Genomic DNA, 23,798 nt, shown 5'->3' with positions numbered 1-23,798 from the left:
CCCGACGGGGGCTCGGGTCCGTCCCGGGCGCGGCCTCAGTCCGCCAGCCGGCGGCGCAACGTCACTACCGTCCCGGTCGCGGTCCGGCTGACGGTCAACTCCCCGAGGGCCCGGATCAGGGACAGGCCCCGCCCCCGGAACCCGGCCCCGGTCGACTCCCGCCACTGGCCGCTGTCCCGGACGGAGGCGACCACGGTCCGGTCCTCGATGGTGACCTCGACGTCGATCACCGGCTCGGTCGGCGTGACCGGATGCTCGATCGCGTTCGCCGCCGCCTCGGAGACCGCCACCGTCAGGTCGAACAGGTCCGTCTCACCGACGGAGTGCGCGACGAGGAAGTCCTCCAGCCGCTTGCGCAGCACGCTCAACCGGGTCGGGTCGGCGGGCAGCCGCAGCGTGAACCGGTCCAACTCGGCCGCCTCCAGCGCGAGCACCGCCACGTCGTCGCGCCGGGGCCGCTCCACCACCCGCCCGACGACGGCGTCGACGAGGTCCGCGACGTGTCCGCCGGCGGCCGCCGCGTCCGCCCGGAGCTGGTCCAGGCCGACGTCGATACCGAGGCTCCGGTCCTCGATCAGCCCGTCGGTGTAGAGCAGCAGCCGGTTGCCCGGCGCGAGGGTCTCGGTCTCGGTCCGGTACGACGTGCCGGGGATGGCGCCGACCGGCGGGCCCAGGGCCCGGTCGTGCAGGAATGCCACGTCGCCTCCTCGGATCAGGAGCGGGGACGGATGACCGGCGCTGGCGTACCGCAACCGCCCGGTGCGGGGATTGAAGCAGAGGCAGACGACAGTGGCGAACGAGCGTCGCTCGACCGAGCCGACCAACCGGTTCAGCCGGGTCAGCGACTCGCCCGGGTCGAACCCCTCCATCACGTACGCCCGCAGCGCGTTGCGGAGCTGACCCATGGCCGCGGCGGCGGGCACGCCCTTGCCCACCACGTCCCCGATGACCAGCACCAACTCGTCGTCGGCCAGGCCGATCGCGTCGTACCAGTCGCCGCCCACCTCGACGTCGGCGCTGCCCGGAAGGTACCGGCTCGCCACCACCGCGCCGGGCAGCTGCGGCAGGGAGCGCGGCAGCAGGCTGTGCTGGAGGGTGGTGGCGATGCGGTGCTCGGCCTCGTAGAGCTGGGCGTTCTCCAGCCGCACCCCGACCAGCCGGGCCAGTTCGGACAGCGCGGTCTGCTCGGCGTCGGCGCGGCTGCCCTCCCGGCACCAGATCCGCAGTTCACCGAGGTGTTCACCGGTGGTGCCGGTCAGCGGCAGGACGGTGGACGGGTCGCCCGCCGAGTCGCCGCCGCCGTCCGCTTCGTACCGGGCCCCGGACGCGGTGACCACCACCCGCGCCGCCTCGACCAGGGTGAGCGCGTGCCGGGCGGCGACCGAGAGCACGTCGGCGGTGGACCGGGCGGTGTTGACCGCGACGGCGGCGTCGGCCAGTGAGCGCAACTGCCGGATGATCTGCCCGCGCAGCTGACCCAGCTCGACGTTGGCCCGGACCCGGGCGATCAGTTCCTGACCGGAGAACGGCTTGGTCAGGTAGTCGTCGGCACCGACGGAGAGCCCGGCGACCGCCTCGGCCGAACCGGCGCGGGCGGAGAGCAGCACGATCGGCACGTGCCGGGTCCGCACGTTGGCGCGGAGCGCGCTGACCAGGCCGAACCCGTCCAGCCTCGGCATCATCACGTCGGTCAGCACCAGGTCGAACGGGTGCTCGGCGACCGCGACGAGGGCGGCGACGCCGTCCGGCACGGCGACCACCTCCCAGTACGGGGCGAGCAGCCGGGTGACGTGTTCCCGCAGGTCGGCGTTGTCGTCGGCGATCAGGATCCGCCCCGACCGGGGTCCTTCCGGCCGGGCCGCCGCGGGGACCGTGGCGTCGTCACCGGCCCAGAACGCGGTCTCGGCGACGTAGAGCCGGGCCTGCTCGGGTTCGGTGAGCGGGACCGGCCCCCCGGCGGCCACCCGGTCCGCCGGCAGGTGCCCGGTGCCGAACGGCACGGTGACGGTGAACGTGCTGCCCTCGCCGACCCGGCTGGTCACGCCGACCTCGCCGCCGTGCATGTCGGCCAGCTCGCGGACCAGCGCCAACCCGATGCCGGTGCCCTCGTGGGTACGTGAGCGCACCCCGGGGACGCGGTGGAACCGTTCGAAGACGTGCGGCAGTTCCTGGTCGGCGATACCGACGCCGGTGTCGGTCACCTCCAGCCGCGCGCCGCCGGAGATCGCCCGGACCCGGACCCGGATCTCCCCGTCGAAGGTGAACTTCACCGCGTTGGAGACCAGGTTGAGGACGATCTTCTCCCACATGTCGCGGTCCACGAAGATCGGCGCGGGCAGCGGCGGGCAGTCCACGGTCAGCCGCAGCCCGGCCCGGTCGGTGGCGGAGCGGAACGTGCTGGCCAGCCGGGCGGTGTAGTCGGACAGGTCGGTGGGCTGGTAGTGGGCGGCGAGCCGGCCGGACTCCAGCCGGGAGAAGTCCAGCACCGTGTTGACCAGCTTGAGCAGGCGCAGCGCGTTGCGGTGCATCATGGTGAGCCGCTGGGTGTAACCGGCCGGCAGCTCCGGGTCGGCCAGCATGTCCTCCAGCGGGCCGAGCACCAGGGTCAGCGGGGTACGGAACTCGTGGCTGACGTTGGCGAAGAAGTTGGTCTTGGCCCGGTCGAGCGCGGCCAGCTCGGCGGCGCGGGCGCGTTCCTGCTCGTACGCCCGCTGCCGGGCCAGCGCGCGGGACACCTGCGCGGCGACCAGGTCCAGGAAGGTGCGGTACTCCTCGGTGAGCGGGTGCCGGGCGGCGACGCCGAGGACGAGCGCGCCGACCGGTTCGTTGGTGGCGGAGACCGGCAGCACCAGCGCCTGCCCGGCCGCGTCGACCGGGGCCGCCACGCCGAGGTCGGCCAGGGCCACGCTGTCGGCCGGTCCGCCCTCGATCACCCGGCGGACCGCGTCCGGCAGGTCGGCCGGCGGGACCAGCCGGTCGGGGTCGGCGCCGCTGCAGCCGACCAGGGTGGGCCGGCCGGTGTCGTCGGCCAGGTAGAGCAGCCCGAACGGGACGTCGGCGCGGTGCGCGTCGAGCACCTGCGCGGTGACCCGGCCCAGGTCGGCGCTGCTGTCCACCTCGGCGAGCCGGGCACCCAACTCGGCCAGCGCCCGGAGCCGCCGCTCGCCGAGCACCCGGCCGGTGGTCTCGTTGACGATGCAGAAGACGCCGCCGATCGAACCGTCCTCCACCCGGACCGGGTCGTAGGAGACGTCGAAGTAGACCTCCTCCACGAAGCCCTGCCGGTCGAGCAGGAAGGGCCGGTCCTCGGCCCGGTACGCCTCACCGGTGCCGCGTACCCCGTCCAGCAGCGGCCCCAGGTCGGCCCAGGTCTCCACCCAGTTGTCCCGGGCCGGCGCGCCGAGCGCCTGCGGGTGCTTGGCGCCGATGGTCGGCTGGTAGGAGTCGTTGTAGAAGGCGAGGTGGTCGTCACCCCAGAACATCACGATCTGGGCCTTGGAGGAGAGCATCATGGCCACCGCCCCGGTCAGCGCCGTCGACCAGTGGTCCGGGTTGCCGAGCGGGGTGGTCGTCCAGTCGAAGTCCCGGATCCGGGTGCCCATCTCGCCCCCGGCGGCCAGGGCGGCCGCCAGCAGCGGAGCCGGGCCGCCGTTGACGGTGCCGACGGATGGGCCGCCCCACCCGTCTCCGCCGCCCCCCTGGGCCGAGCTCATGTTGCCTCCCCGCTCCGGCCTTACCTCAGCGCCCGTGATGATCCGCCCGCCCGTGATCCGCCTTGTACCCAGCCGAGCCAGCAACGTAACGCATCCACGCCGAGGGGCGCTGGTTACCTGCGCCTCATCGTGGCGTGACCCGGCGGCAACCCGCCGACACCGGACCCTACGCCTACAGCGGGGTGACGTACGCGCCGGTGATGCCGCCGTCCACCACGAACTGCGCGGCGGTCATGAACGACGAGTCGTCGCTGGCCAGGAAGGCCACCGCGGCGGCGATCTCCTCGGGTTCGCCGAACCGGCCCATCGGCACGTGCACCAGGCGGCGGGCGGCCCGCTCCGGGTCGGCGGCGAACAGTTCCCGCAGCAGCGGGGTGGCGACCGGGCCGGGGCAGAGCGCGTTGACCCGGACGCCCTCCCGGGCGAACTGCACGCCGAGTTCCCGGGTCAGCGCCAGCACCCCGCCCTTGCTGGCGGTGTACGCGATCTGCGAGGTGGCCGCCCCCATCAGCGCCACGAACGACGCGGTGTTGACGATCGACCCCTTGCCCTGCCGGCGCATGTGCGGGATCACGTACTTGCAGCACAGGTAGACGCTTGTGGTGTTGACCCGGAGCACCCGTTCCCAGGCGTCCAGACCGGTGGTCAGGATCGAGTCGTCCTCGGGCGGGGAGATGCCGGCGTTGTTGAACGCCACGTCGACCCGGCCGTACCGGTCGGCCACCCCGTCGAACAGCTCCCGGACCGCCGTCTCGTCGGCCACGTCGGCGGCCACGAACTCCCCGCCGACCTCCTCGGCGGCCCGCCCGCCGGCCTCGGTGTCGATGTCCACGCAGACCACCCGGGCCCCCTCGGCGGCGAACCGCCGGACGGTCGCCAATCCGATACCGCTGCCCGCCCCGGTCACCACCGCGACCCGGTCCCGCAACCGTCCCTGCACGCTCACTCCTCGGTGCCGATGAAGACGTTCTTGACGTCGGTGAAGGCGTGCAGCGCGTCCGGGCCCAGCTCACGGCCCAGCCCGGAGCGTTTCATCCCGCCGAACGGGGTCCAGTAGCGCACCGACGAGTGCGAGTTGACGCTGAGGTTACCGGCCTCGACCGCGCGGGCCACCCGGACCGCCCGGCCCACGTCCCGGGTCCAGATCGAGCCGGAGAGGCCGTACTCGGTGTCGTTGGCGAGGCGGACCGCGTCGGCCTCGTCGTCGAACGGCAGCACCGACACCACCGGCCCGAAGATCTCCGCCCGCCAGTGCCGGTCGGTGGGGGCGTCGGCCAGCAGCACCGTCGGGGCGTACCAGAAGCCGGGGCCCTCGGGGCAGGTGCCGGTGAAGGCGACCCGCGCGCCGTCGACGTACGACGCGACCCGCTCCCGGTGCCCGGCGGAGATCAGCGGACCCATCTCGGCGGTCTCCAGGGCCGGGTCCTCCACCCGGACGGCCCGGACGGCCGGTTCGAGCAGTTCCAGGAAGCGGTCGTACACCGGCCGCTGGACGAGGATCCGGGACCGGGCGCAGCAGTCCTGGCCGGCGTTGTCGAAGACCGCGTACGGGGCGGTGGCCGCCGCCCGCTCCAGGTCGGCGTCGGCGAACACGAGGTTGGCGCTCTTGCCGCCCAGCTCCAGGGTGACCCGTTTCACCTGCTCGGCGCAGCCGGCCATGATCCGGGTGCCGACCTCGGTGGAGCCGGTGAAGCAGACCTTGCGGACCGCCGGGTGGGTGACGAACCGCTCCCCCACCACCGGTCCCGCGCCGGGCAGCACGGTGAACACGTCCTCGGGGATGCCGGCGTCGCGGGCCAGCTCGGCCAGGCGCAGCGCGGTCAGCGGGGTCACCTCGGCCGGTTTGACCAGTACGGTGTTCCCGGCGGCCAGGGCCGGCGCGAACCCCCAGGCGGCGATCGGCATCGGGAAGTTCCACGGCACGATCACCCCGACCACGCCGAGCGGCTCGTGGAACGTGACGTCCAGCCCGCCCGGCACCGGGATCTGCGCGCCGGTGAGCCGTTCCGGCGCGCCCGCGTAGTAGTCGAGCACGTCCCGGACGTTGCCGGCCTCCCAGCGGGCGTTGCCGATGGTGTGGCCGGCGTTGCGGACCTCCAGCTCGGCCAGCTCGTCGCGGTGCGCGTCGACCTCGGCGGCGAACCGGCGCAGCAGCCGGGCCCGGTCCGCCGGGGCCACCGCCCGCCAGCGCGGGAAGGCCGCCGCCGCCCGCTCGATCGCGGCGTCGGTGCCGGTCAGGGTGGTGGCCGGTACGGTCGCCACCACCAGCCCGGTCGCCGGGTTCACCACCTCGGTCACCGGGTCGTCCTCGGTCACCGGATCTTCCCGCGTCACCGGATCGCCTCCGCTCTGCGGGAGCGTCCCGGTCGTCGGCGGGTGCTCAGAGTCGTTCGAAGCCACGGACCAGCTCCCAGTCGGTGACCGCGGCGTCGAACGCGGCCAGTTCCACCCGGGCCTGGTTGGCGTAGTGCGCGACCACCTCGTCGCCGAACGCCGCCCGGGCCACCGGGGAAGCCTCCCACAGCGTCAGGGCGTCGCGCAGCGTCCCGGGTACGCGTCCGGCGTCCGGATCGTCGTACGCGTTGCCGGTGCACTCCGGCTCCAGCGGCAGGTCGTTCTCGATGCCGTGCAGCGCCCCGGCGACCAGGCCGGCGATCGCCAGGTACGGGTTGACGTCCCCGCCGGGCACCCGGTTCTCCACCCGCATCCCCTGGCCGTGCCCGGCCAGCCGCAGCGCGCAGGTGCGGTTGTCGGTGCCCCAGCGCAACGCGGTCGGCGCGAACGAGCCCGGCTGGTACCGCTTGTACGAGTTGACGTTCGGCGCGAACAGCAGGCTGAACTCGCGCATGGTGGCGAGCATGCCGGCCAGCACCCGCTGCCCCAGCCCGCTCAGGTGACCCGGGCCGTCACCGAGCAGCGCCGACCGGCCGTCGGTGTCGCGCAGCGAGAAGTGGATGTGACAGGAGTTGCCCTCCCGGGCGTTCGGCTTGGCCATGAAGGTGATCGACATGCCCTCCTGGGCGGCGATCTCCTTCGCCCCGTTCTTGTAGATCACGTGATGGTCGGCGCAGGCCAGCGCCTCGTCGTAGCGGAACGCGATCTCGTGCTGGCCCAGGTTGCACTCGCCCTTGGCGCTCTCCGGCACCAGGCCCGCCCCGGCCATCTCGGTCCGGATCCGCCGCAGCAGCGGCTCCACCCGGGCGGTGCCCAGCAGCGAGTAGTCGACGTTGTACTGGTTGGCCGGGGTCAGGTCGCGGTAGCCGCGCCGCCAGGCGTCCTCGTACGAGTCGCGGTAGAGGACGAACTCCAGCTCGGTGCCGGCGTACCCGGTCAGTCCGTGCCCGGCCAGCCGGTCGAGCTGGTGGCGCAGGATCTGCCGGGGCGAGGCGACCACCGGGCCCGACCCGTCCGGCCAGGCCAGGTCGGCCAGGAGCAGCGCGCTGCCCGGCTGCCACGGGGTACGGCGCAGGGTCGCCAGGTCGGGCACCATCGCGATGTCGCCGTAGCCGCGTTCCCAGCTCGACATGGCGTACCCGTCGACGGTGTTCATCTCGACGTCCACCGCGAGCAGGTAGTCGCAGCCCTCGCTGCCGTGCTCGGCGACCTGGTCGAGGAAGTACGGGGCGTGGAACCGTTTGCCCTGGAGCCGCCCCTGCATGTCGGTCAACGCCAGGACCACGGTGTCGATCTCACCGGCCGCGACGGCCGTACGCAACTCGTCGAGCGGGAACGGCGCTGTCCTCATGGCTGGGCCTCCATCACCAAGGGTCTACCGGCCGGACCGGATCACCGTCAATGCCCGCGTCCGTGGGGTGCCGAAACGTGGACCGGCGGCAGCCCTAATTGCCTTGCCGGCGGATCATCACCGGACGCATGCTTGACCCCGTGACCAGGCCCGATCCACCGGGCCACCACCGGGCGCTCGGACCGCCCGGCCCGCGGCGGCGGGGGACGTCGGTCACCTCTCTCACCCGGTACGGCGCTGCGCCGTACCCGACATCCGTCCCCCGCCGCCGCCCCACGCCGACTCCCCGGGGCCCCGCCGCGCCGCAGGCTCAGGTCAGGACCAGACCGGTGACGAAGAGCGCCGCGACGAGCAGGCCGGCACCGAACTCGACGATCATCGACAGGCCGACCGCCTTGAGCGTCTGCACGGTCGACGGCCAGGCGAGCCGGGAGTCGCCCAGCCGCAGCCGCTCGGCCGCCCACACCCCGCCGACGAAACCGAGCACCAGCCCGACCACCGGCACCACGAAGAACCCGACCAGCCCGAGCAGTCCCCCGGCGAGCAGCGACGAGGTGGGCACCCCGGTCCGTTTCAGGTTCCGCCCCGGCCAGAGGTACTTGACCACGGTGCCGGCGGCCACCACGACGGTGGCGGCGACCAGCACCACCCAGCGGCCCGGCCCGGCGTCGGAGAGCAGCGCCCAGACCAGCACCCCGCCCCAGCACAACGGCAGCGCCGGCAGGCCGGGCAGCACCACCCCGGCGAGCCCGGCGAGGATGGCCAGGGCGGCCACCAGGGTCGCCACCGTGTTCGCGTCGGTCAGGCTCACCGGTCACCTCTCAGCCGGGCGGTGATGTCGTGGGCCGGCACCGGGGGCCCGAAGAACCGGCCCTGCCCGGTGTCGCAGCGCAACGCCCGGAGCCGCTCGGCCTGCACGGCGGTCTCCACCGCCTCGGCGGTGACCCAGAGTTCCACCGCGTGCGCCAACCGGACCAGGGCGTCGACGATCCGCTCGTCGCGGTGGGCGGCCGGTTGGTCCGGCCCGTCGGCGCGGATCCCCTCCACGAACGGACCGGCCAGCTTCAGCGAGTGGATCGGCAGCTTCCGCAGGTACGCCAGGTTCGAGTATCCGGTACCGAAGTCGTCGATGGCGAGCCGGACGCCGAGGTCGGCGAGCCGGTTCAGCGACCGCAGCGGCTCCCCGGCCGTACCCATCACCGCGCTCTCGGTCAGCTCCAACTGGAGCAGGTCGGCCGGCAGCCCGCTGGCCGCCAGCGCCCCGGCGACGGTCGCCACGATCGCCGGGTCGTCGGCCTGCCGGGCGGCCAGGTTGACGCTCACCACCAGCCGGGCCTCGGGGAAACCGGTCAGCCACCCGTACGCGTCCCGGCACGCCTGTTCCAGGACCCACCGCCCGAGCGCGACGATCAGCCCGGTCTCCTCGGCCAGGCCGATGAAGCCGTCCGGCCCGAGCAGGCCCAGCTCGGGGTGCTGCCAGCGGACCAGCGCCTCGACGGCCACCATGGAGGAGTCCAGCAGCGCGACGATCGGCTGGTAGTGCAGCACGAACTCGCCGCGTTCCAGCGCCGCCGGCAGACCCGCGGCCAGCGTGGACCGGGCGATGTCCCGGGCGCCACGCTCCGGGTCGTACACCGCCCACCGGCCCCGCCCCTCCGCCTTGGCCCAGTAGAGGGTGGTGTCGGCGGCCTTCATCAGCTCGGACCCGCTGGTCTCGCCGACCGCGCAGTCCACGATGCCGATGCTCGCCGACACGGCGAGCTGCTGCCCGGCCACGTGCACCGGGGCGGAGACGGCGGCCAGGGCCGTCTCGGCCACCCCGATCGCCCGGTCGAGGCCGTCCCCGCCGTCGACCAGGATCACGAACTCGTCCCCGCCCATCCGGGCCACCAGGTGCCCGTGCTCGGCGACACAGTTCGCCAGCCGCTGGGCGATCACCACCAGCAGCCGGTCGCCGAGGTCGTGCCCGAGACTGTCGTTGATCGCCTTGAAACCGTCCAGGTCGAGGAAGCAGACACCGACCCGCCGCTGCGGCTCGGCGCGGGCGAACAGGTCACCGAGGGTCTCGAAGAACAGCGTCCGGTTGGGCAGGCCGGTCAGCGGATCGTGGGTGGCCTGGTAGCGGAGCCGCTGCTGGAGTTCGTGCCGGTCGGTGATGTCCTCGATCATCGCCACCGTGAACCGGGGCCGGCCGTCGTCGTACCGGATCAGCGACACGGCCAGGTCGGTCCAGACCACGCTGCCGTCCTTGCGGTGGTAGCGCTTCTCCACCCGTACCGAGTCGTGCTTGCCGGCGAGGAGTTCCTGGTACAGCTCCCACATCCCGGGTGCGTCGTCGGGGTGGAACAGGCGCGCCACGTTGGTCTGCCGCAGCTCGGCGGGCTGGTAGCCGAGCATGTCGGCGAAGGACTGGTTGACGTCGATGATGTTCCCGTCGGTGCCGGCGATGCCGATGCCGATCGCCGCGCCGGTGAAGACCGCCCGGAACCGGGCCTCGCTGTCGCGCAGGGCCTGTTCCACGTCGTCGCGCGCCTGCCAGGCCGACCGGGCGATCCGCTCCTGCTGGGTGAACGTCCGTTCGCGCAGCGCCCGGGCGAACCCGCCGGCCAGCGCCCCCTGCAGGGCAGCCACCCGGGACCGCCGCTCGGCCCCGGCGGGCACGTCACCGGCGTCGGGGAGGACGTCGGTCAGGAACCGCTCGCCGAGGACCCGGACCGACCAGTCGACGGCCCGGGGTTCGGTCAGGTGCGCCTCGACCAGGGCCCGACCGACCTCGTCGGCCGGCCGGGTCGAGAAGTCCCGGGCCAGGACGGCCCGGGCCAGCCGTACGGTGTGCCCGAACAGCAGCCGCTCGGTCTCGCCCGCGCTCAGCGGCACGTACCCGAGCCGGCGTACCGTCCGGGCCCAGTCGGCGGCGTACCGGCGCGCCCCCGGACGGCTGTACCCCTCGGCGTCCGGTCCCCCGGCAGCGCTGCTCATCCGGTGCCTAGCCGGGTGTGTGGTCGTGCCGGGCGACGCCGCCGAACGCGCCGAACCGCTCCGGCCGGTCGTCGACGTCCGACGGCGAGTCGGGACGCCACAGTGGCATGTGCACCACGCCCGGTTCGAGGACGGTCCAGTCGCCGAAGAACCCGGTGATCTCGGCCCGGGAGCGCAGCGTGATCTCGGTGTCGGTGCGGGCCGACAGCCGCTGGGCGTCCAGCATCTCCTGCGGCTGGTCCTCGAAGGTGGAGTGCGAGATCACCAGGAAGCTGCCGGGTGCGGCGGCGGCCCGCAGGGTGGCCAGCACCTCGGCCGGGCGGTCGGCGTCCGGTACGAAGTGGACCACCCCGGCGAGCAGGATGCCGACCGGACGGTCGAGGTCGAGCAGTCCGCCGGACCGCGCCCCGGCGAGGATCCGCTCCGGGTCACGCAGGTCGGCGTGGAGCACCGTCGCCCGGTCGTTGCCGGCGAGCAGTTCCCGGCTGTGCGCCACCGCCACCGGGTCGATGTCGACGTACACCACCCGCGCCGCCGGGTCGGTCGCCTGGGCCACCTCGTGCACGTTGCCGACGGTCGGGATGCCGGATCCGATGTCGAGGAACTGGTCGATGCCGGCGTCGAGCAGCACCCGGACCGCCCGGCGCAGGAAGTCCCGGCCGGCGCGCATGGTCGCGGGCAGGTGCGGGGTCATCGCCGCGATCTGCTCGGCGAGCTGCCGGTCGACCTCGAAGTTGTGCGCGCCACCGAGGAAGTAGTCGTAGACCCGGGCCGCGCTCGGGCGACTCAGGTCGACCGCCGGTACCCCGTCCGCCTGCTGCACTGTCCGCCCCACTTCCTCGCCGTGCGGCACCGGTGACCGCCGGACACCCGGACGATCACCGGCAGACCCGCAGGTCGTCTGGTGTGCCCATGCTAGGCCGCTGACTCCAGGATCAGCGAGATGCCCTGGCCGACCCCGACGCACATGGTGACCAGCGCCCGCCGGGCGTCCCGGCGCCGCAGTTCCAGCGCGGCGGTCAGCGCCAGCCGGGCCCCGCTCGCGCCCAGCGGGTGGCCGAGCGCGATCGCCCCACCGTTGGGGTTGACGTGCTCGGCGTCGGCGGGCAGGCCCAGCTCCCGCAGCACCGCCACCGACTGGGCGGCGAACGCCTCGTTCAGCTCGACGACGTCCACGTCGGCCAGGGTGAGCCGGTGCCGGTCGAGCAGCTTCCGGGTGGCCGGTACCGGACCGATGCCCATGATCCGGGGCGGTACGCCGGCCGTGGCGGCCCCGCCGATCCGGGCCAGCGGGGTCAGGCCGTACCGGGCGACGGCGGCCTCCCCGGCGACCAGCAGCGCCACCGCGCCGTCGTTGACGCCGGACGAGTTGCCGGCGGTCACCGTGCCGTCCGCGCGGAACGGGGTGGGCAGCGCGGCCAGCTTCTCCAGGGAGGTCTCGCGGGGATGCTCGTCGGTGTCGACCACCCGGGTGCCCCGCCGCCCCTCCGGCACGGTCACCGCCACGATCTCCTCGGCGAACCGGCCGTCGGCCTGCGCCTTCGCCGCCCGCTGCTGGGAGCGGTACGCGAAGGCGTCCTGCTCGGCGCGGTCCACCCCGAACTCGGCGGCCACGTTCTCCGCCGTCTCCGGCATCGTGTCGATGCCCCACCCCCGCTCCATCAGCGGGTTGACCAGCCGCCAACCGAGGGTGGTGTCGTACACCTCGGCGGTCCGGGAGAACGGGGTGGTCGCCTTCGGCATGACGAACGGCGCCCGGCTCATGCTCTCCACCCCACCGGCGACGACCAGGTCGGCCTCACCGGCCACGATCGCGCGGGCGGCGGTGGCGAGCGCGTCCAGGCCGGAGCCGCAGAGCCGGTTGACGGTGCTGCCGGGAACCTCCTCGGGCAGACCGCCGAGGAGCGCGGCCATCCGGGCCACGTTGCGGTTGTCCTCGCCGGCCTGGTTGGCGCAGCCCAGGATCACGTCGTCCACCCGGTTCCAGTCCACCGACGGATGCCGGGCGACCAGCTCGCGGATCACGTGCGCGGCCAGGTCGTCGGGGCGGACGCCGGCGAGCGTGCCGCCGTACCGGCCGATCGGGGTGCGGACTCCGGCCACCAGGTATGCCACGCTCATCGCTGCTGTCCTTCGGGGGTGGGAAGGGCGGGTCGTCCTTCCGGGTGGAAGGCGGGTGGGCGGCGTCGGCCGGGTCACGGCGACACCGACGGTCAGGATATCCGCGCCGGCGTCGGCCGGCCGGCCGACGTGACACGGACCCGCCCGGCCGCCCGGGACCCGGCCGGCTGTTCCCGACCGCGCCTGTAAGGATCCTCACCGCTCGGGCTCCTTTCGATCACGGAGCCGCCGGGCGTATCGTCACCGGACGATGACCAATGTCTGGCACCTCACCGTGCGCCTGTACGTCGATCTCCGACGGCAGGCCAGCGGCATCTGTCCGGCGCGGTAGTCACCTCCCGACACCGCCCGTACCCGCCCGACACCCCTGGGACACGTCGTCATGATCTCCGCCCTGCGCAGAATCCCCTTCTCCGTCCAGATCCTGCTCGGTCTGGTCCTCGGCGTGGCGCTCGGCTTCGTCGCCCGCGCCACCGACCAGGGCTGGCTGACCAGCACCCTCGACACCGTCGGCGGACTCTTCGTCCAGTTGCTCAAGCTGGCCGTGCCGCCACTGGTCTTCACCGCCATCGTGGTCAGCGTGGTGAGCCTGCGCGGCGTCACCAACGCGGCCCGGCTGGCCGGCAAGACCCTGCTCTGGTTCGGCGTCACCGCACTGCTCGCGGTGGGCGTCGGCATCGGGCTCGGGCTGCTCACCGACCCGGGCCGGGGCGTCACCCTGGACACCGCCGCGGCCACCGCCCCGGAACGGACCGGCTCCTGGACCGACTTCCTCACCGGCATCGTGCCGACCAACCCGGTCGGCGCGTTCGTCGAGGGCAACGTCCTGCAGATCGTCTTCCTCGCCCTGGTGGTCGGCGCGGCGGCGCTGCTGGTCGGTGAACCCGCCGAACCGTTCGTCGCCCTGAACCGCTCGCTGCTGGAGATCGTGCAGAAGGCGCTGTGGTGGGTGATCCGGCTCGCCCCGCTCGGCACGCTCGGCCTGATCGGCAACGCGGTCGCCACGTACGGCTGGGACCTGCTCGCCCCGCTCGCCACCTTCACCACCGCCGTCTACGTCGGCTGCGCGATCGTGCTGCTGGTGATCTACCCGGTGGTGCTGCTCGCCGCCGGCCGGCTCAACCCGCTGCGCTTCTACGCCGGGGCCTGGCCCGCCATCGAGCTGGCCTTCGTGTCCCGTTCCTCGGTGGGTACCCTGCCGGTGACCCAGCGGTCCGTCGAGCGGCTCGGGGTGCCCCGCGAGTACGCCTCGTTCGCCGTGCCGTTCGGCGCGACCACCAAGATGGACGGCTGCGCGGCGGTCTACCCGGCGCTCGCGGCGATCTTCGTCGCCCAGGTGTTCGGCGTCGACCTCGGCGTCACCGACTACCTGCTGATCGCCTTCGTCTCGGTGGTCGGCTCGGCCGCCACCGCCGGCCTGACCGGGGCCATCGTGATGCTCACCCTGACCCTGAGCACGCTGGGGCTGCCGCTGGCCGGGGCCGGTCTGCTGCTCGCCATCGACCCGATCCTCGACATGATCCGCACCGCCACCAACGTGGCCGGTCAGGCCCTGGTGCCGACCGTCGTCGCCGCCCGTGAGGGCATCCTCGACCGGAGCGCGTACGACGCCGCCGGCCGGCGGGACCTGACCGAGCCGGTCGGGACGGTGGCACCCGCGGCGGGCACCGGCGTGCTGTCGACGTCCCGCGGGTAGCCGACCCGTTCCCGCCCGTTCCACCTCCTGGAGAGAGCACATGAGCGCCCTGTTCACCCCGCTGACCCTGCGCGGCGTCACCCTGCCCAACCGGGTCGCCCTGGCCCCGATGTGCCAGTACAGCGCCGAGGACGGCCTGCCCAACGAGTGGCACCGGGTGCACCTCGGTTCCCGCGCGGTGGGCGGCGTCGGCCTGCTGCTGACCGAGGCCACCGCGGTACTCCCCGAGGGCCGGATCAGCCCGCAGGACACCGGCCTGTGGTCCGGCGCGCACGTCGACGCGTGGCGGCCGGTCACCGCGTTCCTGACCGCGCACGGGTCGGTGCCGGCGGTCCAGCTGGCGCACGCCGGTTTCAAGGCGTCCACCTACCGGCCGTGGGCGCCGGAGCGCGGCGGGGTGCCGGACGCCGAGGGCGGCTGGACACCGGTCGGCCCCGGCGCGGAGCCCTTCGTACCCGACTACCGGACCCCGACCGCGCTGGACGCGGCCGGCATCGACACCGTCGTCGAGGCGTTCGGTACGGCGGCGGTCCGGGCGGTGGACGCCGGTTTCGCCGCCGTGGAGATCCATGCCGCGCACGGCTACCTGCTGCACGAGTTCCTCTCCCCGCTGACCAACCACCGCACCGACGGCTACGGCGGGGACCGGGCCGGCCGGATGCGGCTGACGCTGGAGGTGGCCCGGACGGTCCGCGCGGCCGTCGGCGAGGACGTGCCGGTGCTGGCCCGGATCTCCGCCACCGACTGGGTCGACGACGGCTGGACGGTCGACGACAGCGTGGTGCTGGCCGGCGAACTGGCCCGGGTCGGGGTGGACCTGGTCGACTGCTCGTCGGGTGGGGCGACGGCCCGGGCGGACATCCCGGTCGGGCCGGGCTACCAGGTGCCGCTGGCGGCCCGGGTCCGCCGGGAGGCCGGGGTGCCCACCGGTGCGGTCGGGTTGATCGTGGAGCCGGAGCAGGCCGAGCGGATCGTCGCCGACGGCGAGGCCGACCTGGTGCTGCTCGGCCGGGAACTGCTGCGCGACCCGTACTGGGCACACCGGGCGGCGGCCAAGTTGGGTGCCGCCACGAGCCGGCCCCAGCAGTACGCCCGCGCGCTCTGACCCACGGTCCGGGTCCCGCCGGTGCGCGGGCGGGACCCGGACCGTCGGCCGCCGACCCGTACCGGCCCGCCCCCGGCCGGAGCCCGACCGCCGGGGCCGGACGGGGGCCGACGGGTCAGCCGGCCAGGTGGGACCAGCGGTCCGCCAGGTCCTGCCAGCGACCCTGGTCGGCCACCGTGCCGCCGATCAGCACCACCACGTGGTCGGCCTGGAGCAGCGCCGCCCGTTTCGACGTGGAACCGACCACGGTCACCCCGGACGCCCGCAGCGCCGACCAGAGCGCCAGCTCGGTGGTGACGTCCAGGGCCGAGGAGACGTCGTCGGCGATCAGCAGTTCGGTACGCGGCGCCAACGCCCGGGCCAACGCGAGCCGCTGCAACTGCCCACCGGACAGCCGGGTGCCCTTGTGCCCGATCAGCAGCCCCAGCCCGCCACCGGCCGCCGCCAGGTCGTGCTCCAACTGGGCGGTCGACACCGCGCCGTCCGCGTCCACCTCGTGCCCGAGCGCGATGTTGTCGGCGACCGTGCCGGAGAGCACCCGGGGCAGCTGGCCGACGTAGCCGACCTGGTTGGGCCGCAGGAACACCTCCGGCTCGGTGACCGGATCCCCGTTCCAGGCCAGCGTGCCGCTGTGGTGCACGATCCCGGCCAGGGCCCGCAGCAGGGACGACTTGCCCGCCCCGACCGGCCCCACGACCAGCACCAACTGGCCGCGATCCACGCTCAGGTCGACGTCGCGGACGGCCACCGTACCGTCCTCGTGCACCGCGCCGAAGCCGGTCAGCGTCAGCCGGCGCAGCGGACGCCGGGGCGCGGGCTCCGGCGCGGGCGCCGTACCGGCGGCCAGGTCCAGCCCCGGCACCGCCGCCGAGTACGTCCCGACCCCGGCCATCGCCACCGTCCGTCGGGTCCACACCTTCGCCGACGGGTACTGCGAGACCAGCGACGCGGTGGTCCAGGCGAACCAGCGGGCCGCGCCGAGGGTGGAGACGGCGATCAGGGTCGCGCCAGCGGAGAGTCCCCCGGTGAGGAAGAGCGCCCACGCGCCGATCGGCAGCAGTCCGCTGATCAGCGCCGGGGTCGAGCGGGACCACACCTGCATCACGATCTCCCGCCGCTGCCGGTCGCTGCGGACGGTGTCCAGCCCGGCCAGGTGGCGCAGCACCGGCCGGGTGGCCCCGGCCAGCTTCACCGTCCGGGCGGCCGACAGCGACGACACCAGGGCGGTGGCGAACGCCGCCCGGGCCGCCACGGTGTCCCGCGCGGAACGTTCCAGCCGCGGCCCGAACAGGGTCGCGGCCAGCCCGGACACCAGCATCGTGCCCAGGAAGAACAGGCCGGGTACGACGCTGCCGGAGACCGCCGTCATCACCACCACGAGGACGATGCTGGTGGCGTTGTCCATCACGTTGTCGGCGAGCATCACCACCCGTTCGGTGTCGCCGCCCTGGGCCACCACCTCGGCCGGGGTGTGCCCGCTGACCCGCCGCGGCCCGGTCTGGCCGTGCACCAGCCGCGCGCCGATCCGTAGGGTCTGCCGCACCCACCACTGCGGGAACCACAGGTTGGTGTAGTACGGCACCGGCAGGGTGACCAGCAGCGCCGTCGCGATGCCCAGGGCCGGCAGCCAGACGCTGCCGGCCCCGTCGACCAGGTCGGCCCAGAGCCACGGCAGCACCGACCCGTCCAGGCCGAGCACCCCGCCCGCGGTGAACAGCACCAACGCGACCAGACCGTACCGGGGATCGTTGACGACCAGGCGGGCGATCTCGCGGAGCGTGCCGGCCGACGGGGCGGGCGGCAGCGGCGGCGCGGTCGCCTTCGACCGGCCGTCCGGGCCGGCGACGGGGGCGTTCGCACCCGCCGGAGCCGGGCCCGGCAGCGGCCAGGGGTCGTCCGGTTCCGGGCCGGTCAGCAGGTCCACCCCGCCGCCGGCACCCCCACCCGCGTGCGCGTACGACGCGGCGTGGCTGGCGGCCAGCAGCGTGGCGAACCGTTCCGACTCGTGCAGCGGCCCGGCCTCGACCACCGCCCCGTCAGCCATCACCACCACCTCGTCGCACTGGCGCACCGAGGAGAGCCGGTGCGCGATGACGATGCCGATCCGGTCGGCGAGCAGCCGCTCGGTGGCGCGCTGCACCCGGGCCTCGGTGACCGGGTCCAGTCGGGCGGTCGCCTCGTCGAGGATCACCACGTGCGGGTCCCGGACCAGGATCCGGGCGAACGCCACCAACTGCTCCTGCCCGGCGGAGAGCACGTACCCGCCCTCGCCGAGCCGGGTGTGCACCCCGTCGGGCAGTTCGGCGAGCCAGCCGTCCAGCCCCAACTCGTGCAGGGCCCGGGTGGCGTCGTCCAGCAGGGCCGGGTCGAACAACGCGACGTTCTCGGCGAGCGTCCCGGCCAGGATCTCGGTGCGCTGCGGCACCACGGCCACGAACCGGCGCAGGTGTTCGACGTCCAGGTCGAGCAGGTCGGTGCCGGCCAGGAAGACGGTCGCGGTGGGCAGGTCGACCGCCCGGGACAGCACCTTGGCCAGCGTCGACTTGCCCGACCCGGTCCGCCCGATCAGCGCGTACGAGCGGCCCGGGGCGAACGTCAGGTGCACGTCGCGCAGCGCGGGGCCGCGCCCATGGTCGCTGGTCGGGTACCGGAAGGTCAGGCCCCGGATCTCCAGGTTCCCCGGCACCGGTGACGCGCCGCCGGCCGGTTCCTGGCGGGCGTCGGCGAGCAGCTGCACCCGGGCCCACGCGCCGAGGGCGTGCTGGAGCTGCGGCACCATCCGGGTGGCGTGCTCGACGGTGCCGCCGAAGGCGAGGGCGAGCAGCCACACGGCGGTCAGCCGGGCCGCGTCGACCTGCCCGGTGACCAGCGCCCAGCCGCCGCCGAGCACCACGGCGGCGATCCCGGCCCGGGTGACGCCCGCCGCCACGGTGGTGACCCGGGCGGTCAGCAGCCACACCCGTCGACCCCGGCGCAGCACCCGGGCCGCCCGCTGCGCGTACAGCCGCAGCACGTACGGGCGGGCCAGGGTGGTGCGGACGTCGTCCTGGCCGTGGATGGACTCCTCCATCACCGCGGCCAGGTCCGACCAGGCCTCCTCCTCGGCCATCCGGGCCGGGCCGATCCGCCCGGTGGGCTTGCGCAGCAGGAACACCAGCAGCACGGTCAGCGCCAGCATGCCGACCCCGGCCGGCCACCAGACCAGCAGCGCGACGGCGGTGGAGAGCACCCCGGTGGCGAGCGCCTGGGTGAGCCGGACGCCGACCCCGCGCAGCTCGGCGCCGACCTGGTAGACGTCCCCGTCGATCCGGTCGAGCAGCTCACCGACCGGGGTTCCCTCCAGGGTGGGCAGGTCCTGGCCGAACGCCACCCGGCACAGCCGGCGGCGGACGTCGGCCGTCCAGTCGGCGGTCAGGCCGGCCATCACCAGACCGATCGCGACGTCGGTGAGCACGGCGGCGGCCAGGGCCACCGCCAGCAGCGTGAACAGACCACCGGAGCGGTTCACCAGTACCGGCCCGGCCAGGGCCGACGCGGCGGCCTGGCCGGCGGCCCCGAGCACGATCAGGACGGCCACGAGCCCCATCCGGCGGGGCGCGGCGACCCACAGGTCACGGAGCAGACGCATGCGAAGTACCTCCGGACATGGGGGGTGGCGAAGCTTCCAGCCTCTCGGTCCCCGGCGGGTTGCTCAACGTATTTACGCCCCCGCCGCCCATCCGGGCCAGCCGCCGCCGGGCAGCCGGGCCGGAGACCGTCCCGGCCCCGGAACGGACCCGACCCGGGGCGGGCCCGACCGGGGACCGGCTCAGAACAGGACGGTCGCCAGGGTGCCGACCGGGCGGAAGCCACAGCGCCGGTACACCCGCCGGGCCGGCAGGTTGAAGTCGTTGACGTACAGGCTCACCGTCGGCGCGACCCGTAGCAGGGCGTCCCGGACCACGGCCGCCATCGCCGCGGTGGCGATCCCGCGCCCCCGCCACTGCGGGTCAACCCAGACCCCCTGGACCTGCGCGGTGCGCCGGGTGACCACCGCCAGCTCGGCCTTGAAGACGACCCGGCCGTCCACGAACCGGGCGTACGCCCGACCGGCGCGGACCAGCTCGGTCACCCGCCGCCGGTAGCTGCGGCCGCCGTCGTCGATCAGCGGCGACGCCCCGACCTCCTCGGTGTACATCGCCACCGCCGCCGGGAACAGCGCGTCGACCTCGCCGGCGCGGACCTGCCGGACCTCCGGGTCGACCGGGACGCCGGGCAGCGCGTCGGTGGCCAGCAGCGGCTGGTTGGGCCGGACGTCCCGGGCCGGCCCCCAGTGCGTGGAGAGCCGTTCCCAGAGCCCGAGGACGGCGTCCGCCCGACCGACGATCGAGGAGCAGATCCGTTCCTCGCCGGCGAGCAGGTCGGCGAAGGCGGCCACCGCCGTCGGGTCGGCGAGGATCGGGGTGAGGTTGCCGCCCACCCAGCAGATCGACTCGAGTTGGCGACGCGCACCGTACCCGAGGATCCGCCCGTCCGCGCGCCACCAGGCGAGGCCGCGCGCGGCGACGCGTTCCGCGACCTGCGCCCCCGCGAAGGGGTCACGGTCGAGCAGCCGCTCGACCGCACGTCGCTCCGACTCCCCCAACTGCCGCACCGGCACCGTCAGCACGGATACCAGCCTGCCAGATGCACCCGACTCTCCGCCGGGCGAGTGCCGAGCCCGGCCGTCCGCCCTACCCCGGGCGAGTACCGAGCCCGGCCACCCCGCCCGTGACGTCGGCGGACGGACCCGGGCCGCCCACTCAGTGCACGGTGACGGTGGGGGTGGCCGGGAGCAGGCCGCGCAGGTCCTCCGGCAGTTCGGCACCCATCTCGTCGGCGATCCGGAGGGCCTCCTCGATCAGGGTCTCCACGATCTGTGCCTCGGGTACGGTCTTGACGACCTTGCCCTTGACGAAGATCTGGCCCTTGCCGTTGCCGGAGGCGACGCCGAGGTCGGCCTCGCGGGCCTCGCCCGGCCCGTTGACGACGCAGCCCATGACGGCGACGCGCAGCGGCACCGGCAGCCCCTCCAGGCCGGCGGTGACCTCCTCGGCGAGCTTGTAGACGTCGACCTGGGCCCGGCCGCAGGACGGGCAGGAGACGATCTCCAGGCCGCGCTCGCGCAGGCCCAGCGACTCCAGGATGGCCGCACCGACCTTGATCTCCTCGACCGGCGGGGCGGAGAGCGAGACCCGGATGGTGTCGCCGATCCCCTCGGCGAGCAGCGCGCCGAAGGCCACCGCCGACTTGATGGTGCCCTGGAAGGCGGGTCCGGCCTCGGTGACGCCCAGGTGCAGCGGGTAGTCGCACTTCTCGGCGAGCTGCCGGTACGCGCGGATCATCACCACCGGGTCGTTGTGCTTGACCGAGATCTTGAGGTCCCGGAAGCCGTGCTCCTCGAACAGCGAGCACTCCCACAGCGCCGACTCGACCAGCGCCTCGGCGGTGGCCTTGCCGTACTTGGCGAGCAGCCGCTTGTCGAGCGAGCCGGCGTTCACGCCGATCCGGATCGGGGTGCCGGCGTCGCCGGCCGCCTTGGCGATCTCCTTGACCTTGTCGTCGAACTGCCGGATGTTGCCCGGGTTGACCCGGACGGCCGCGCAGCCGGCGTCGATCGCGGCGAAGACGTACTTCGGCTGGAAGTGGATGTCGGCGATCACCGGGATCTGCGACTTGCGGGCGATCGCCGGCAGCGCCTCCACGTCGTCCTGGCTGGGCACGGCGACCCGGACGATCTGGCAGCCGGCCGCGGTCAGCTCGGCGATCTGCTGGAGGGTGGCGTTGACGTCGGAGGTGAGGGTGGTGGTCATGGACTGGACGGAGACCGGCGCGCCGCCGCCCACCGGCACCGATCCGACCATGATCTGCCGGCTGGCGCGGCGGGGCGCCAGCGCCGGGGGCGGGACGACGGGCATACCGAGACTGACAGCGGTCACTTCAGATACTCACCTTGAGAAGAGCGTGATCGGGTTGACGACGTCCGCCGTGATGGTGAGCAACGTGAACACGCCACCCACCAGGATCACCGCGTACGTGACGGGCATGAGCTTGAGGTAGTCGACGCGGCCGGGGTCGGCCTTGCCGAACCGGGCGTACAGCCAGGAGCGGACGCGCTCGAACCAGGCGATGGCGATGTGGCCGCCGTCCAGCGGCAGCAGCGGCAGCAGGTTGAACACGCCGATGAAGAAGTTCAGCGAGATGAACAGCAGGACGAACAGTTCCCAGGCGTCGTTGGCGACGGCCTCGCCGCCGAGCCGGCTCGCGCCGACCACGCTGATCGGGGTGTCCATGTCCCGCTCGCCGCCGGTGATCGCCTCCCACAGGGCGGGCACCTTCTGCGGGATTCGCTTCATCGCCTCGTAGGTGCCGACGGCCATGTTGCCGGTGTACTCGGCGGTCGCGCCGAACGCGTCGACCGGACCGTAGGTGACCATGTTCGGGGTGCTGGGGCGCAGGCCGACACCGAGCGCGGCGACCGTGCCGACCGGGCCGGTCTCGTCGTCCAGCGGCGGACGCTGGGTGCTGGCGAGGGTGGCCCGGGTGGTGGCGGCCTGCCCGTCCCGGACGTACCCGATCTCGGCGGTGGCGCCCGGCGCGGCGGCGCGCAGTGCGGTGAGCAGCTGCCCGTAGTTGGCGATCGGCGCGCCGTTGAAGGAGGTGATCCGGTCGCCGTCGCGGAGCTGGGCCACGGCGGCGGGGCTGGCCGGGTCGGCGGGGGTGCAGGCGCGGACGACGTTCTCCGGTACCACGCACTCGCCGAGCACCACCACGGCCGGTTCGTCGCGGGCCTGCTGCTCGGTGGTCGGGAAGTCGGGGTTGGGCAGGCCCATGAAGACGGCGGCCAGCCAGAGCGCGACGATGGCGAGCGCGAAGTGGGTGACCGACCCGGCGGACATCACCACGGTCCGCTTCCAGACCGGGTACTTCCACATCACCCGGTGCTCGTCGCCGGGTTCGACGTCGTCGTCCTGCGGCGTCATGCCGACGATCTTGCAGAAGCCGCCGAGCGGGATGCCCTTGAGGCCGTACTCGGTCTCGCCCCGCTTGAAGGACCAGATGGTCGGGCCGAAGCCGACGAAGTACTTCGTCACCTTCATGCCGAACGCCTTGGCGGTGGCCAGGTGGCCCGCCTCGTGCAGGCTGACCGAGATGAGGATGGCCAGGGCGAAGAGCACCACCCCGAGCAGGTACGCCATCAAGCTCCTTCCACCGACGTCGAGATGATCTCCTGCGCGTACGCGCGCGCCCAGGACTCCGCCGCGAGCACGTCCTCGACGGTACCTGGTTCGTCGAAGTCGGGAGTGTCGTCCAGGACGCGCGCGAGGGTGTCGACGATGCCCAGGAACGGCAGCCGGCCGGCGACGAACGCGGCCACGCACTCCTCGTTCGCCGCGTTGTAGACCGCCGGGCGGCACCGGCCGGTCTCGCCGGCCGCCTTGGCCAGGGCCACCGCCGGGAACGCCGCGTCGTCCAGCGGGGCGAACTCCCAGGTGTGCGCGGTGGTCCAGTCGACGGCGGTGGCGGCGTCCGGCACCCGGTCGGGCCAGCCCAGGCCGAGCGCGATCGGCAGCCGCATGTCCGGCGGGCTGGCCTGGGCGATCGTGGAGCCGTCCACGAACTCGACCATCGAGTGGATCACCGACTGCGGGTGCACCATCACGGTGATGTCGGCGTACGGCACGTCGAACAGCTCGTGCGCCTCGATCACCTCGAGCGCCTTGTTGACCATGGTGGCCGAGTTGATGGTGACCACCGGGCCCATGTTCCAGGTCGGGTGGGCCAGCGCCTGCTCGGGGGTGACCTGCGTCAACTCGTCGCGCCGCCGGCCCCGGAACGGGCCGCCGCTGGCGGTGACGATCAGCCGCCGCACCTCGCCCCGGCTGCCGCCGCGCAGGCACTGGGCCAGCGCCGAGTGCTCGGAGTCCACCGGGACGAGCTGCCCCGGCCGGGTCTGCGCGGCCTTCACCAGGGAGCCGCCGGCGACCAGGGACTCCTTGTTGGCCAGGGCGAGGGTACGTCCGGCGCGCAGCGCGGCCAGGGTCGGCGCGAGCCCGAGCGAGCCGACCACCCCGTTGAGGACGGTGTCGCACGGCCAGGCGGCCAGCTCGGTCATCGCGTCCGGGCCGGCGATGATCTTCGGGATCCGGAAGTCGCCGGTGGCGTACCCGCGCCGGCTCGCCTCGGCGTAGAAGGCGAGCTGGAGGTCCTGCGCGGCGGACGCCTTCGCCACCCCGACCGCGTCGACGCCGAGTTCGAGCGCCTGGGCGGCGAGCAGCGCGACGTTGCCGCCGCCCGCGCCGAGCGCCACCACCCGGAACCGGTCCGGGTTGCGGCGCACGATGTCGATGGCCTGTGTGCCGATGGACCCGGTCGAGCCGAGCAGGACGAGGTCACGCGGAGCAGTCACCCGCGCATTGT

Annotated in this window: 15 protein-coding genes; 2 read left to right on the top strand and 13 right to left on the bottom strand. The window is 73.9% G+C overall.

Translation table 11 applies throughout. The annotated features are described in order from the left end of the window. Positions 1 to 35 precede the first annotated feature (35 nt). The 8 genes from PVK37_RS14370 to pcaF form a co-directional block, all read right to left on the bottom strand. Complete coding sequence (locus tag PVK37_RS14370; protein WP_275034483.1) at positions 36 to 3,713, bottom strand: SpoIIE family protein phosphatase; 3,678 nt, start codon at positions 3,711 to 3,713, stop codon at positions 36 to 38. 172 nt (positions 3,714 to 3,885) lie between these two features. Next, positions 3,886 to 4,653, bottom strand: coding sequence for a 3-oxoacyl-ACP reductase (locus tag PVK37_RS14365; RefSeq protein WP_275034481.1), 768 nt, complete (start codon positions 4,651 to 4,653; stop codon positions 3,886 to 3,888). A gap of 2 nt (positions 4,654 to 4,655) precedes the next feature. Beyond that, on the bottom strand, positions 4,656 to 6,011 hold the full coding sequence (locus tag PVK37_RS14360) for an aldehyde dehydrogenase family protein (protein ID WP_275035111.1): 1,356 nt from the start codon (positions 6,009 to 6,011) through the stop codon (positions 4,656 to 4,658). Positions 6,012 to 6,093: 82 nt separating this feature from the next. After that, positions 6,094 to 7,458 carry a glutamine synthetase family protein gene (locus PVK37_RS14355; RefSeq protein ID WP_275034479.1) on the bottom strand — a complete coding sequence of 455 codons (1,365 nt, stop codon included), beginning with the start codon at positions 7,456 to 7,458 and terminating at the stop codon, positions 6,094 to 6,096. Between the two features lie 310 nt (positions 7,459 to 7,768). Further along, a complete protein-coding gene (locus PVK37_RS14350; protein WP_275034477.1) occupies positions 7,769 to 8,269 on the bottom strand; it encodes a DUF456 domain-containing protein in 501 nt (166 codons plus the stop codon). Beyond that, on the bottom strand, positions 8,266 to 10,437 hold the full coding sequence (locus tag PVK37_RS14345) for a putative bifunctional diguanylate cyclase/phosphodiesterase (protein WP_275034476.1): 2,172 nt from the start codon (positions 10,435 to 10,437) through the stop codon (positions 8,266 to 8,268). The genes PVK37_RS14350 and PVK37_RS14345 overlap by 4 nt, the downstream gene beginning before the upstream one ends. Positions 10,438 to 10,444: 7 nt before the next feature. Then, on the bottom strand, positions 10,445 to 11,290 hold the full coding sequence (locus tag PVK37_RS14340; protein WP_423791038.1) for an SAM-dependent methyltransferase: 846 nt from the start codon (positions 11,288 to 11,290) through the stop codon (positions 10,445 to 10,447). Between the two features lie 62 nt (positions 11,291 to 11,352). Next, positions 11,353 to 12,558: a 3-oxoadipyl-CoA thiolase gene (gene pcaF / locus PVK37_RS14335; RefSeq protein WP_275034473.1), complete on the bottom strand. Its 1,206-nt coding sequence runs from the start codon at positions 12,556 to 12,558 to the stop codon at positions 11,353 to 11,355. Positions 12,559 to 12,952: 394 nt separating this feature from the next. On the opposite strand from pcaF, the gene PVK37_RS14330 reads away from it, so the two are divergent. After that, the gene (locus PVK37_RS14330; protein ID WP_275035110.1) at positions 12,953 to 14,254 is read left to right on the top strand and encodes a dicarboxylate/amino acid:cation symporter; all 1,302 of its coding nucleotides are present in this window, start codon (positions 12,953 to 12,955) and stop codon (positions 14,252 to 14,254) included. 40 nt (positions 14,255 to 14,294) lie between these two features. Then, the gene (locus tag PVK37_RS14325) at positions 14,295 to 15,359 is read left to right on the top strand and encodes an NADH:flavin oxidoreductase/NADH oxidase (RefSeq protein WP_275034472.1); all 1,065 of its coding nucleotides are present in this window, start codon (positions 14,295 to 14,297) and stop codon (positions 15,357 to 15,359) included. 115 nt (positions 15,360 to 15,474) lie between these two features. Here PVK37_RS14325 and PVK37_RS14320 read toward each other — a convergent pair whose 3' ends face one another. The 5 genes from PVK37_RS14320 to dxr all read right to left on the bottom strand — a co-directional run bounded on the left by PVK37_RS14320 (position 15,475) and on the right by dxr (position 23,787). Continuing rightward, complete coding sequence (locus PVK37_RS14320) at positions 15,475 to 18,987, bottom strand: ABC transporter ATP-binding protein (protein ID WP_275034471.1); 3,513 nt, start codon at positions 18,985 to 18,987, stop codon at positions 15,475 to 15,477. A 180-nt stretch (positions 18,988 to 19,167) separates the two neighbouring features. Next, positions 19,168 to 20,007, bottom strand: a complete 840-nt coding sequence (locus PVK37_RS14315; RefSeq protein ID WP_275034470.1) for a GNAT family N-acetyltransferase — start codon at positions 20,005 to 20,007, stop codon at positions 19,168 to 19,170. Positions 20,008 to 20,140: 133 nt separating this feature from the next. Further along, positions 20,141 to 21,316: a flavodoxin-dependent (E)-4-hydroxy-3-methylbut-2-enyl-diphosphate synthase gene (gene ispG, locus PVK37_RS14310; protein WP_275034469.1), complete on the bottom strand. Its 1,176-nt coding sequence runs from the start codon at positions 21,314 to 21,316 to the stop codon at positions 20,141 to 20,143. Positions 21,317 to 21,325: 9 nt separating this feature from the next. After that, positions 21,326 to 22,576 carry a M50 family metallopeptidase gene (locus tag PVK37_RS14305; RefSeq protein WP_275034468.1) on the bottom strand — a complete coding sequence of 417 codons (1,251 nt, stop codon included), beginning with the start codon at positions 22,574 to 22,576 and terminating at the stop codon, positions 21,326 to 21,328. Beyond that, positions 22,576 to 23,787, bottom strand: a complete 1,212-nt coding sequence (dxr, locus tag PVK37_RS14300) for a 1-deoxy-D-xylulose-5-phosphate reductoisomerase (RefSeq protein WP_275034467.1) — start codon at positions 23,785 to 23,787, stop codon at positions 22,576 to 22,578. The genes PVK37_RS14305 and dxr overlap by 1 nt, the downstream gene beginning before the upstream one ends. Positions 23,788 to 23,798: the final 11 nt, after the last annotated feature.

This window comes from Micromonospora cathayae (assembly GCF_028993575.1).
GTDB lineage: Bacteria > Actinomycetota > Actinomycetes > Mycobacteriales > Micromonosporaceae > Micromonospora > Micromonospora cathayae.
Note: the sequence above shows the minus strand (reverse complement) of the source record. Positions and strands in the feature narration are given on the sequence as shown.